Genomic DNA, 11,908 nt, shown 5'->3' with positions numbered 1-11,908 from the left:
AACACAGCGTCGGATAGATCAGTTGCTTCGGCACATCAGCGCGCTTGAAGAAGAACGTGATAAGCTGAAAGAGCGTGATCGCATCTATCAGGCGACGTTTGACAGGGTTACCGACAGCCTGAAATCCGAACGGCCGAAAGATGACGCCACGAAAGGTGTCTTTACCGGCCTGTCCATCGTTATCGCCTACTACGATATCCCCAGACAAATCGAACGGACCCTGATTTCGTGTTCACCGGACTATCAGGGCGTTTCTGACGGTGACATCGAGGTCATCATCATCGACAACGGCTCGAACGAACCGTTGCCTGCCGATCTTAAAGCCCGGTTTCCATTTGTCAGCCGGATCATCAGGGTGGATGGCCACCCCTCGCCCGTTTTCGGACTGAACCAGGGTATCGAAGCCGCCCGTCATGAGATGATCGCGCTGATGATCGACGGGGCCCATATGCTGTCACCGGGTGTCGTCCGCAATTCCGGCGAAATCTACGAGAGATTCCAAAACCCGGTTATCAACGTACCTCAGTACATTCTGGGGGCTGAATCCCAGAACCTCACTCTGGCATCCGATGCATTTGAACGTGAGACCGAAGATCTGAAAGCGCTTGGCTGGCCCGCGGATGGCTATCGTCTGTTTGAATATGCGGTTTATCCGGGCGAGAACTATCGGCGCAGTTTTGTAGATGCTATCGAAACCAATTGCCTGATTACGACACGCAAAGTGTTTCAGGAAAACGGCGGCTTTGATGAGCGGTACAGCGAGCCCGGCGCGGGGTTCGCAAATCTCGAGATTTTTTCGCGCCTTATCCATGAGCAGGACAACAGCTACATCATTCTTTCAGGCGAAGGCACATTCCATCAGGACCACAGCGGCGTGACGACGCAAAAGTCACCGGAAGACCGCAACGTACTTGTCGCCGAATACAAGAACCGCCACGCAGAAGTCACCGGAAGCCAGGCCATCGTCAATGCGCGCAGCCCTATCTTATACGGCAAAACGCGGCGCATGACGCAGCGTGTACCGACCATCTCAACCGAGTTCGGCAAAGCCAGCAACAAAGTTCTGTCTCAGTTGGCAGACGTCTATATCAGCCGTATCCGCGCGGGCATTACCGAAAAATACGAACCGACCCTGACCGTTGGTCTTGTGCCGGATGAACGAAGGGCGCGGCCCCATCTTGCCCCTTTGGGTCTGCTATCCGAAGCTGCGCGCCGCAACGGCGTTGAAGAAAAGAAGCTGAGTTACCTGAACTGCTTACGACAGGTTCATCGTCATGTACGACCTGAAAGCTATTTCGAGATTGGCGTGGATACAGGGGCAAGCCTGAGCCTTGCCAATTGCCCCAGTGTTGGTGTCGATCCGGCGTTTACTCTGTCAAATCAGATTAAAGCTCCGGCGCGGCTGTATCGGGAAACAAGCGACGATTTCTTTGCCAACACGGACAGGTGCAAGGCACTGTTCCCGCAAGGCATCGATCTTGCCTTCATCGACGGCATGCATCTGGCTGAATATGTGGTGCGCGACTTCATCGAAACCGAGAAATGGATGGGCCGCGACGGCGTTATTCTGATCGACGACGTGCTGCCGGACAAGATCGAGATGCTGGAGCGCGACCGCCGGTTCAACGCCTGGTGCGGCGACGTCTACAAGATCGTCCCGATACTCAGGCGCTACCGGCCGGATTTGTCCGTATCGGTGTTCGAAACCTTTGTCGGGCCGTACCGCAAGGGTCTTGCCGTTGTCTCTGGCCTTGATCCCGACAACACCAAACTCAGGCGCCACTACAAGGAAATCGAGGCGGGGGTTCTGGGAAACACTTATGATGTCGCCTCGATCGAGGCACTGGACAAGGTGATGAAACCCGAACCGATTGCGGGTCTGGGCGCGGCAACCGGCCGACGACCTGTCCGAAATCTGGCGGCGTGTCTGGCGGATGGTCCCGTTGCAGATACTGCGACGGGATCTGAGGTCCCCGCCACCCCGCGCCTGTCGGTCGTAGTGATTGCACATGAGATGGCGCGGGAAATTCCACGCACACTGCGTACGCTGTCCGCCAGAATGCAAAAGGACATCTCGACAGATGATTACGAGATAATCATCGTGGACAACGGTTCCACCGACACGAGCGGATTTGCCAGCTGGGTTGAAACAACCCCCAATGCAAGGGTCATTTCCCTGCCAGCTGGCAATGTCTCCCCATGTCACGCCGTGAACATAGGGCTTGCCGCCGCCAAGGCGGATCAGATCGGCGTGTTCATTGACGGCGCGCGCATGGCATCACCCGGTATGCTGTCTCGCGCTTTGGATCAACTGAACACAGACCCAAACGCAATTGTCGGAACCTTCGGGTTTCATCTGGGGCACGAAGTGCAGGCCGATGCGGTTCAGTCTGGATATGACGCCTCTGCCGAGGATGCCCTTTTGGAAAACTCGGGATGGGAAGACGACGGGTATCGCCTGTTCGATGTTTCGGTATTCGCAAAATCGTCAGGCAAGGGTTGGAAGGTTCTTCCGTCCGAAGCAAATGCTGTCTTTATGCACAAGAAACTTTGGATAGAACTGGATGGGTTCGAGGAGCGCTTCCGCTCACCGGGCGGTGGTCTAGCGAACCTTGATCTGTGGAAACGCGCTTGCGAGAAACCGGGCGTGACGATTCATATGTTGCTGGGTGAAGGGACATTCCACCAGATACATGGTGGTGTTTCGAGCAATGCGCCGGTTTCAAAGCGACCTGCTTTCGACGCGGAATACGAAACGATCCGTAAGGCGCCGTACCGCCGCCCGGACGTTCCTGCCAATTTCGTCGGCTCTGAACGTGAAACGGCAAAACCGGTTTTGTGATCAGTTTTGAGTTCAGATCATGAACCAGCGAGACTATTTAGAGCATCGACGCACTGAAACATATGAGGAACCATACTTGCGCTGAAACAAATGCGCGTTCGACGAGACGAGTGCCTTAAGGCTACGTCGGCATTGCCGAATGGCCCTATAGGATCGATGATAGGTAAGAATGACTAAGCTGACTGAACGCAATAAAAAAGACTCGCTCTGGCAGCGCCATTGGGTTCCGCAGATCAAAAAAGCCGAGAACTGTCCGGCGTTCGACCAGAATTGTATGTCGCATCTTGCGGCTTCTGGACTGCCTGCGGCACATGCTATCCCTGAAAAAGACGGGCTTGTCGTTTGCAGTTTGCGTATCGGCAACATTCCGGTTGTGGACCGCTGGCACCTAATAGCCGTTTCGACGGCCGCAAAGCAGAACTGGCCCGAAACGGGTGCCAATCGCCATGCCAATTAGCCGGAGTGCAAAAATAAGAAGGGAACTTGTTCGGCCCGCCCGGCAACTCAGCCGCCTGATCTATCGATCCGCATCCAGCGTGTATTCGCCGTTTATTTACGACCATACCCAGCGGTCAAAGGTTCGAATCTCACCCGGCGCGGTCGCATTGAAGGATCATGTCTGCATTTATGTAATAGCTCCTTTTTTTGGATTGTGGCCATCAAGACTTGCTGCGTTGGACTACATGCTCGAAGCCGGAGTATCCCCTATCACGGTCTCGAACATGCCATTGTCGGAAAAAGACAAGGCATCCGTTTCCGAACGAAGCGCGATTGTAATTGAACGTCCAAACCACGGTTATGACTTCGGCGCGTATCGTGAGGCGAACCTGTACCTGCGGGATCGGCTGGACAGCTTGACGCGCTTGACGCTTCTGAACGACTCGACCTGGTTTCCGGCTCCGGGATCGCAGAACTGGTTCGCGTCCGTTGAACAAAGCCCGACAGATTTTATCGGTGCGACCTCCAATTTTGGAGGATCTACAATTGTCCCGAGTTCGCTAACGCCGGAGCCCTGGGATTATGGTTCTTTTGCGTCCGGCTACCATCTTCAGTCCTTCGCCGTGTCCTTTTCACCGAACGTGCTGCGCAATCAAAGTTTTTTTGAGTTCTGGAAAAACTACCCATTGGTCAATGACAAAGACCTGACCGTAAAAAGGGGCGAAAAGGGCTTGACGAAATGGGCGCTTGAACAAGGCCTTTCAATGTCAAGCACCTATCCGGTTGAACAGCTTGACAACCTTCTGGCAAATTTACCCTTTGAACGTCTGCAACAGATTTCCGAGAATGTGATCGTCTTGGGTAATCCCAGATTTGAAACGTTAAAGCGTGAAGTCCTGCAAAGCTGCCCCGACGCCGAAACACTTCGATCGTTTCTTCTTGCGGCCGCGAGATGCTTGGGCGTTTCTTACGCATTGCCTGATTTCAACCTAAGAGAAATGCGGTTTCCGTTTCTGAAGAAAACACCCGTCTGGCATCAGCGGGAAGCGTCCGACATTACAATGAGGATCATCAACAGCTTTGGCGACACCTGGGACGTTGCGGAAGAAGCGCAGTATCTAAGGCGAACTCTGTTAAAATAATCTAGCAAGCTACCAACGGCACCTGCCGCGCTCGGTCGAAATCTGTCAGCCCGCCTTCAGGTTTTCGCGGCAGGAATATCCGAGGCGACAACGTCATTGGCCTTTATCCGTGCGCCGTTCCCGATGGTAATGGGGCCGATGATCTTTGCGCCCGTACCAATGCTCACACCCTTTCCAATCGTAGGGCCGACATAATCGCCGTCACGCAAGCCAATCGTTACAAAGGGTCTGATCGTGGCGCGCGCTCCGATATGAGTAATGCCGTCAATGACCACCTGCCCATGCGGCAAAACGATACCAGGGTCCATAACGACAGGGGCACCAATGTGCACCTGAGCAATCAGGATGGAAAGGCGTCGAAGGACGGTCGGTAAGATCGGAACCCCATGTGCGCGCAGTCGCGCGGCAGCCCGAATCAAAACAAGCGCGAGATACCCGTCAGCCTCCCAAATCATTCTTAGAACAACATGGGCGGCTGACCACTTTCTGCAAAGTTCGGCACTGTGCAAAGAGGCCGCGACAGCCTGTGCGTCTGCCAGAATTGCGGGGAAGAATTTGGGGTTCGCCCGACCGCGTTCTCTTAGGAATTCCCTTGGTGTCATATATGTACCCTCCGGCCGAGTAACCCTCACCCGATAATTGTTGATCACGTTTGGTGTTTCCAAGTAATGACCGGATTGCACAAAGACCACCAAAACCGATTGCGTGTCGATTTAGTGACACACGCATGCACACACGCGTGATATGCCTGATGGATCCGCCGGGCAGACCTTGAACTGACGTGCGCACCCACCTAGAAGTTTGGTCGCTCGCGGGGAACAAACAGCAGTAGTGTTGGTGATCCTCAGAGCGACTAAAGCAATACTGCAAAGCGGTTCGCGCATGCCCAAAGAAGTCTTGGATTTACGCGAGCTTTCCGTCGTCCTGCCGCGAAAGGCTGCTGCCTTTGAACGTGGCATCACACCGGTTAGCCTGCTGCGCGGTAAACAAGGGTAGCTGCATGGGATTGGCCAAATCAATCAACCGCCGGATGATGCTGGTCCGCGACGAAGACTTTCGGACGGCGCTCAAAGTGTTGCTTGCAAGGCGCAAGAAACGGCGTCAGTTCGAGCTTGAGAAGTTTGGCCGGTACCTGACCGAAGCGGGCTTGGGTCAGGATGATACAAATGCAGCTGAGTTCTTCGCCGCGTCTGCATCCAGCCACCTCGACCGGGAATGGTACGCGCATGTAAATAGTCTGCCGTCTGCCAAAGATGCCTTGTCGCACTATAAATCGGACGGGGTTAAGTTTGCCCTGGCACCGTTCCGGGAACTGGCGGCTGAAGATGGAAAAACCCTGTCGATGTGGGGCATTGAGTACCTTGTGCGCATGGGATTTCCCTTGGGTGACACCGGAGATCAACCCCTGCGCCCCGATGACCGCCGGGCGTTGGACCCCTTTAGCCTAACGAACAGCAATAAAAAGCGTATTGCTGTTGTAACGGCAATTTTCGGTCAATTTGACTCGCTTGTTCCGATCGATTCGGCTTGGAAAGAAACTGCTGACTTCTTTGTGTTTTCAGATCGGGCATATGATGCAACCGGCGGATGGCAACAGGTACACGCGCCGTTTCACCATGCGGATACCCGCCGCAAGGCCCGGTTCACAAAGCTGAACCTTCCGGCATTTTTCTCCTACTACGAATGGGTGATCTGGATCGACGGCAACATAATGATGTGTCATGGCCCAGAAGATTTTCTGAACTCGCTGGATCCCGAATCCTTCGATTTTGCGACCTTCCGACATCCTGACCGTCAAGGTTTGATGGCCGAGGCCGCAAAATGCGTGCAACTTGCCAAAGACGATCTGCGCACGATGGCGCTTCACCTGAGCCAGAACCAATTCCACCCAGCGTTTCGCGACACTGATCTGTATGAAACTATGGTTATGGTTTTGCGCCCTTCGTCTTCGAAAGTTCGGCAGATGTGCAACAGTTGGTGGCGGATGCTGGCACGCGGCTCGAAACGCGACCAGGTTTCATTGCCTTTGGCCATTGCAGAAACACCCGATTTACGCGTCAAACACTTGCCCGGTGACATGCGGTCATCCGCGTATTTCGCGCGTACGAGGCATCGCGCATGAAAAGAAACAAAACTCCGACACCGACCGAGGTTATTGTCTGCGTCCACAACAGTTTTGACGATGTGCAAGCCTGTATCCAATCTGTTCTCGACACTCTCAGGAACGATGACCGGCTTATCATTGTAGATGATGGATCCGAGACGGAAACGCAGAAACTGTGTGAGGGATTTGCTGCCAGCAATCCCGGCAACTGCCACTTGATCCGTCGACCGCAAGGCAGCGGGTTCTGCAAGGCGGCAAATGCCGGAATGCGGTATTCCACTGCTGACATGATTGTTCTGCTCAACAGCGACACAATTGTAAGCGGTGACTGGCTAAATCGTCTCGATGCCTGCTTAAACTCAAATTGGAAGATTGGATTGGCCGGACCATTGTCCAACGCGGGGGGCTGGCAGTCCATTCCTTTCCTGCCGGGACCAGATGCACGGCCAAACGAAGTCACCTCAAACGGCGAAGTGATCGGTGCCATACATACACTATGCGGCGAATTCGCCGAGCGCTTTGGCTATCCGGTTGTCGAGCAGCTTAATGGATTCTGCCTTGCGATCAGTCGACCGGTGCTGGACGCCATCGGGATGTTCGACGAAGAACGTTTTCCAATGGGCTACGGCGAGGAAAGTGATTTTGTCCTGCGGGCGCAGGATGCCGGTTTTCTGTGCGCTGTATCAATTGACTGCTTTGTTTTCCATTCAAAAACAAAGAGCTACACGTCCGAGCAACGTCTAAAATATAACGACGCAGGCCAAAAAAACCTGAAAGCCCTGCACGGGGAACACCGGATTCGGAATGCGGTGTTAGGCACCCAATATCACCCGACCCTTGTGACGATCCGCAATGAAACCCAATCTTCCTTTGAACAGAATGGTTGGCTAGATGCGGGCAAAGGACAAACCGCTTAAGCGCACGAAATGATTGGTCAAGTACCCGTCTTGGGTGCTCGACCTCGTCTTGCGGCCTAACCCAACAGGGACTTCAGGTATTCGCCATAGGTGGATCTGGCGAACAGCTTTGCGCGTGCCTCCAGTGCGGCGTCATCTACCCAGCCGTTCAGCCAAGCGATTTCGTCCAGGCTGCCGGTCTGCATACCCTGACGGTCTGTAAGGGTTCGCACGAAATTACCTGCATCCAAAAGTGAGCCATGGGTTCCGGTGTCCAACCAGGCAAAACCACGACCCATGGTCGAAACGTTCAGCAGACCGTCATGCAGGTACATTTCCAGCAATGACGTAATTTCCAACTCGCCGCGTTCGGACGGTTCCACCTGACGGGCACGGGCCGGTGCATCGCCGTCCAGAAAGTAAAGCCCCGTCACAGCGTAGTTCGATGGTGGAACTATGGGTTTTTCAACGATACCACGCACCTTGTCACCGTTGAAATCGACGACCCCATATCGCTCGGGATCGGCAACGCGATAGGCGAATACTGTCCCGCCGCTTTCCTGGGCATCCGCCTCTTGCAGCAACTCGGGCAGACCATGACCAAAGAAAATATTGTCGCCGAGGATCATCGCGGACGGCGCACCATCCAGAAAATCCTCGGCCAAAGTATAGGCTTGCGCCAGGCCTTCGGGCGACGGTTGCGTAATCCATGTGAGTGACAAACCATACTGACTGCCATCGCCCAAGAGTCGCTGGAATTGTTCTTGATCCTGTGGCGTGGTGATGATCGCAATCTCGCGGATTTGCGACAGCATCAGAACGCTCAGCGGATAAAAGATCATCGGCTTGTCGTAGATCGGCAGTAACTGCTTTGAAACCGCTGTGGTGATCGGATACAGCCGCGTTCCCGACCCTCCGGCCAGAATGATCCCTTTTCGTTGCATGTCCTATCCTTCTCCGGCGGGGCCGTTTGCCACCTTCATCTCGGATAACACATCCGAAAGGCCTGCTTTCCAGGCAGGTCGTCGAAGTCCGTAAATCTGTTCGATACGCCCGCAGTCCAGACTTGAATTCAAAGGCCTGCGCGCCGGGGTCGGGTATTCCAATGTCGGAATATCAACGATGCTGGTGGCCAGCCCGGCTTGCGCGACGATTTCGCGGGCGAAATCGGCCCAACTGACATCCGGGCCCCCGCTATAGTGAAACAATCCTCCGTCGGCGCGCTGCCCGGATTTGGCAATGGTCAAAAGCGCATCAGCGATATCTGCGGCGGGCGTCGGACCGCCAATCTGATCCGCCACGATTGTCAGCTGATCGCGGGTTTCGGCCAACCGCAGAATGGTTTTGACAAAGTTGTTGCCATGGGCCGAAAACACCCAACTCGTTCGCAGGATGGCGTACCACCCGCCAGCTTGCGAGATCTGGCGTTCGCCGTCCAGCTTGGTCAGGCCATAGACACCCAACGGGCCGGTCGGATCCTGCGTGGACCGGGGAGTATCGGAAGATCCGTCAAAAACATAATCGGTTGAAACATGCAGGAAAGGCAGATCGCGCTGCGCTGCTGCCCGAGCCATTTCTCCCGGTGAGTCCCCGTTGATCAGCCGCGCCTGATCCGCCTCATCCTCGGCCTTGTCGACTGCTGTGTAAGCGGCAGCGTTTATGATCACCGCCGCATCAGTTTGTTCAATGACGGCTGCACAAGCCAGCGGGTCGGTTAAGTCAGCCCGAGATCGATCCAGCGCTTCAACCGAAATTCCATGCGTCCCGGCACGCCTGCGCAACTCTGTGGCGACCTGACCATTGCGACCGAAAACCAGCGCTTTCATCTGACAACCCCAAGCCGCTCGCCCACACCGCTGCGCGTCTTAAGCGCATTCAACCAGGCACCATTGTCCAGATACCACCGAACCGTCTGCTCCAACCCGGTTTCCGGGGTGTAGGATGGACGCCAGTTCAGCTCTTTCCGGACGCGGGTCGGGTCTATGGCATAACGACAGTCATGACCGGGCCGATCAGGAACATAGGTTATCAGATCGGCATAAGGCGCTTGACCCGGCTTCAACCGATCGAGAATGGCACAGAGCATTTTGACCAGTTCAAGGTTGGTCATCTCATTCTCGCCGCCAATGTTATAGCTGCGGCCCAGCTCACCCTTTTTCAGCACCAGCAACAGCGCCTCGGCATGATCTTCGACATGAAGCCAGTCGCGGATATTGTCCCCTGCCCCGTAAATCGGAATAGGCTTGCCCGATAGCGCGTTCAGAATCACGACCGGGATCAGCTTTTCAGGAAACTGGAATGGACCGTAATTGTTCGAACAATTGGTGAAAACCACTGGCAATCCGTAGGTTTCATGCCAGGCGCGAACAAGGTGATCAGACCCTGCCTTCGAAGCCGAATAAGGCGAGTTAGGCCGATAGGGGCTGTCTTCAGTGAAAAGACCTTTCTCACCCAAGGACCCAAAAACCTCATCTGTCGAGACATGGTGAAAGCGGAAGCTTTCTGGTCGGCCGGCATTCACCCAATAATTGCGCGCCGCTTCAAGCAGAACATAGGTTCCGGTGATGTTGGTGTCGATAAAGGCCGCGGGTCCGTCGATTGAACGGTCGACATGGCTTTCGGCTGCCAGATGCATGACTGCGTCTGGTCGATGACGGCTGAGAATTTCGGCCATCGCATCCGCGTCCCGGATGTCGGCGTGCTCAAAAGAGTAACCCTGCGCCCCAGCAACCGACGCGACATTTTCCAAACAGGCTGCATATGTCAGCGCATCCACATTGACGACCGAGTGACTTTCGGAAATAGCGCGCCGGATCACGGCGGAGCCAATGAAACCAGCACCGCCTGTCACCAGAATTTTCATGACGCGCCCTCAATCGAGAACGGAGAGTCGAGATCCCGCAGATTTGGCGCTGCTTTGTCTTTCTCTGACAATTGCGGCGCGGCACCGACCTGCGGCCAGATGATACCAATATCGGAATCGTCCCACCGAATGGACCCTTCCGTTTCCGGCGCATAGGTGTCCGAGCATTTATAGACAATCTCGGTTTCTGACTCCAACGTCATGAAACCATGGGCAAATCCGGCGGGGACCAGCAACATTCGGCCATTCTCAAAGCTAAGCTCTTCGCCGACCCAATGACCAAATGTGGGTGACCCCTTGCGAATGTCTACCGCCACGTCGAACAGATGACCGCGCCCGCATCGCACAAGCTTGGCCTGCGCTTTTGGCGGGGCTTGGAAGTGCAGGCCGCGCACGGTTCCGGCAGCGCTGGACAGCGAGTGGTTGTCCTGCACGAAGACCGTGTCGATTCCACTGGCCGCAAACCTGTCCAGGTTATAGGTCTCTTCAAAAAAGCCCCGATGATCGCCAAACCGACTGGGCGTGATCAGTTTCACATCCGGAATGGCAAGAAGCCTAATCTCCATCGTCCCAGTTGCCTCGTTCAAATAGTGCCGTACCACTGATTTGTGTGGTCATCTCATACCCGTGCGACAACGCAAAGGTTTTTATATGTGTTGGCAGTTGCACTGCGGAGTAACCACGCGTCATTCCGCAACGCCCTACCAAGAGCTTTGCGAGTTTTGGTGTGGCTGGGTTTCAGTAGGATGGCTGCGGTCAGGTGTTCGCTCAGTTCGATTCCAAAACTGCGTTCAGGAATTGTTGCGTGCGTTCCCGTTGTGGGTTTTCGAACAACTCCCCGGGGGTCGCCTGTTCTTCGATTGCGCCGTTGAAGAAGAAACAGACCCTGTCCGAGATGTCCTTGGCGAACCCCATCTGATGCGTGACCATCAGCATGGTCAGGTTATGGGCATCCACCAGTTTGCGGATGACATTGGTCACTTCGCCGATCACCTCGGGGTCCAGCGCAGATGTGACCTCGTCAAACAGCATGACCTTGGGGCGCATCGCAAGGGCGCGGGCGATGGCGACGCGCTGCTGTTGTCCACCCGACAGGCGCGAGGGGTGCTGGTCGCGTTTCTCGGCCATGCCGACCATCTGAAGCAGCTCCATCGACCGCTCCTCGGCCTCTTTCCTTGGCAGGCCCAGAACCTGAACCGGCCCTTCCATGCAGTTCTGCAGGGCGGTCATGTGCGGGAACAGGTTAAAGTGCTGGAAACACATGCCGATCTTGCTGCGAATGCGCCGGATATGAGCCGGGTTGGCGGGCACCAGAACGCCGTCCTTTTCCATATGCGTCAAGGGCTCCCCATCGACATAGATGACCCCGCCATTGATGGTCTCCAGCGTCATCAGCATCCGCAGAACGGTGGTTTTTCCCGATCCTGACGGGCCGATGATCGTCACCATCTCGCCCGCGTCGATATCCAGGTTCAGATTGTCGAGCACCGTCAGAGCGCCATAGCTTTTGCGCACGTTCTGAAACCGGACCATGGGTATGTCGTCACCCTCCAGACGCACGGGGTACTGGCTCATGTCTTCGGTCATTTATCTCATTCCCATTTTACGGCGCACCCATTTTTC

At 55.1% G+C, this 11,908-nt stretch carries 11 protein-coding genes; 5 read left to right on the top strand and 6 right to left on the bottom strand.

What is annotated here, in order from left to right:
- Positions 1-22: 22 nt before the first annotated feature.
- The 3 genes from ACR0AC_RS11520 to ACR0AC_RS11510 all read left to right on the top strand — a co-directional run bounded on the left by ACR0AC_RS11520 (position 23) and on the right by ACR0AC_RS11510 (position 4,422).
- On the top strand, positions 23-2,842 hold the full coding sequence (locus tag ACR0AC_RS11520) for a glycosyltransferase (RefSeq protein ID WP_480873472.1): 2,820 nt from the start codon (positions 23-25) through the stop codon (positions 2,840-2,842).
- 169 nt (positions 2,843-3,011) lie between these two features.
- Positions 3,012-3,299, top strand: coding sequence for a hypothetical protein (locus ACR0AC_RS11515; protein WP_170622490.1), 288 nt, complete (start codon positions 3,012-3,014; stop codon positions 3,297-3,299).
- On the top strand, positions 3,289-4,422 hold the full coding sequence (locus tag ACR0AC_RS11510; protein ID WP_480873470.1) for a rhamnan synthesis F family protein: 1,134 nt from the start codon (positions 3,289-3,291) through the stop codon (positions 4,420-4,422). Before ACR0AC_RS11515 ends, ACR0AC_RS11510 begins: the two co-directional genes overlap by 11 nt.
- 56 nt (positions 4,423-4,478) lie before the next feature.
- Here the strand turns inward: ACR0AC_RS11510 and ACR0AC_RS11505 are convergent, their stop codons facing one another.
- Entirely contained in the window at positions 4,479-4,730 is a 252-nt protein-coding gene (locus ACR0AC_RS11505; protein ID WP_170622492.1) for an LbetaH domain-containing protein, read from the bottom strand.
- A gap of 692 nt (positions 4,731-5,422) precedes the next feature.
- On the opposite strand from ACR0AC_RS11505, the gene ACR0AC_RS11500 reads away from it, so the two are divergent.
- Positions 5,423-6,544, top strand: coding sequence for a glycosyltransferase domain-containing protein (locus ACR0AC_RS11500; RefSeq protein ID WP_480873468.1), 1,122 nt, complete (start codon positions 5,423-5,425; stop codon positions 6,542-6,544).
- Complete coding sequence (locus ACR0AC_RS11495; RefSeq protein WP_170630687.1) at positions 6,541-7,443, top strand: glycosyltransferase family 2 protein; 903 nt, start codon at positions 6,541-6,543, stop codon at positions 7,441-7,443. Before ACR0AC_RS11500 ends, ACR0AC_RS11495 begins: the two co-directional genes overlap by 4 nt.
- Positions 7,444-7,499: 56 nt before the next feature.
- Here the strand turns inward: ACR0AC_RS11495 and rfbA are convergent, their stop codons facing one another.
- The 5 genes from rfbA to ehuA all read right to left on the bottom strand — a co-directional run bounded on the left by rfbA (position 7,500) and on the right by ehuA (position 11,872).
- Entirely contained in the window at positions 7,500-8,366 is an 867-nt protein-coding gene (rfbA, locus tag ACR0AC_RS11490; protein ID WP_480873465.1) for a glucose-1-phosphate thymidylyltransferase RfbA, read from the bottom strand.
- Positions 8,367-8,369: 3 nt separating this feature from the next.
- Positions 8,370-9,248, bottom strand: a complete 879-nt coding sequence (rfbD, locus tag ACR0AC_RS11485) for a dTDP-4-dehydrorhamnose reductase (RefSeq protein ID WP_480873463.1) — start codon at positions 9,246-9,248, stop codon at positions 8,370-8,372.
- Positions 9,245-10,285 carry a dTDP-glucose 4,6-dehydratase gene (gene rfbB / locus ACR0AC_RS11480; RefSeq protein WP_480873462.1) on the bottom strand — a complete coding sequence of 347 codons (1,041 nt, stop codon included), beginning with the start codon at positions 10,283-10,285 and terminating at the stop codon, positions 9,245-9,247. Before rfbB ends, rfbD begins: the two co-directional genes overlap by 4 nt.
- Complete coding sequence (rfbC, locus tag ACR0AC_RS11475; protein ID WP_480873460.1) at positions 10,282-10,851, bottom strand: dTDP-4-dehydrorhamnose 3,5-epimerase; 570 nt, start codon at positions 10,849-10,851, stop codon at positions 10,282-10,284. Before rfbC ends, rfbB begins: the two co-directional genes overlap by 4 nt.
- Positions 10,852-11,053: 202 nt before the next feature.
- Positions 11,054-11,872, bottom strand: coding sequence for an ectoine/hydroxyectoine ABC transporter ATP-binding protein EhuA (ehuA, locus tag ACR0AC_RS11470; RefSeq protein ID WP_480873458.1), 819 nt, complete (start codon positions 11,870-11,872; stop codon positions 11,054-11,056).
- Positions 11,873-11,908 lie beyond the last annotated feature (36 nt).

This window comes from Ruegeria sp. H7 (genome assembly GCF_056532945.1).
Note: the sequence above shows the minus strand (reverse complement) of the source record. Positions and strands in the feature narration are given on the sequence as shown.

What these genes read in the sequence shown, in the direction of transcription:
- rfbB (WP_480873462.1), bottom strand. Translation starts at nt 10,285, where the DNA reads ATGAAAATTCTGGTGACAGGCGGTGCTGGTTTCATTGGCTCCGCCGTG.
- rfbC (WP_480873460.1), bottom strand. Translation starts at nt 10,851, where the DNA reads ATGGAGATTAGGCTTCTTGCCATTCCGGATGTGAAACTGATCACGCCC.
- ACR0AC_RS11495 (WP_170630687.1), top strand. Translation starts at nt 6,541, where the DNA reads ATGAAAAGAAACAAAACTCCGACACCGACCGAGGTTATTGTCTGCGTC.
- ACR0AC_RS11515 (WP_170622490.1), top strand. Translation starts at nt 3,012, where the DNA reads ATGACTAAGCTGACTGAACGCAATAAAAAAGACTCGCTCTGGCAGCGC.
- ehuA (WP_480873458.1), bottom strand. Translation starts at nt 11,872, where the DNA reads ATGACCGAAGACATGAGCCAGTACCCCGTGCGTCTGGAGGGTGACGAC.
- ACR0AC_RS11505 (WP_170622492.1), bottom strand. Translation starts at nt 4,730, where the DNA reads ATGGACCCTGGTATCGTTTTGCCGCATGGGCAGGTGGTCATTGACGGC.
- ACR0AC_RS11500 (WP_480873468.1), top strand. Translation starts at nt 5,423, where the DNA reads ATGGGATTGGCCAAATCAATCAACCGCCGGATGATGCTGGTCCGCGAC.
- ACR0AC_RS11510 (WP_480873470.1), top strand. Translation starts at nt 3,289, where the DNA reads ATGCCAATTAGCCGGAGTGCAAAAATAAGAAGGGAACTTGTTCGGCCC.
- rfbA (WP_480873465.1), bottom strand. Translation starts at nt 8,366, where the DNA reads ATGCAACGAAAAGGGATCATTCTGGCCGGAGGGTCGGGAACGCGGCTG.
- rfbD (WP_480873463.1), bottom strand. Translation starts at nt 9,248, where the DNA reads ATGAAAGCGCTGGTTTTCGGTCGCAATGGTCAGGTCGCCACAGAGTTG.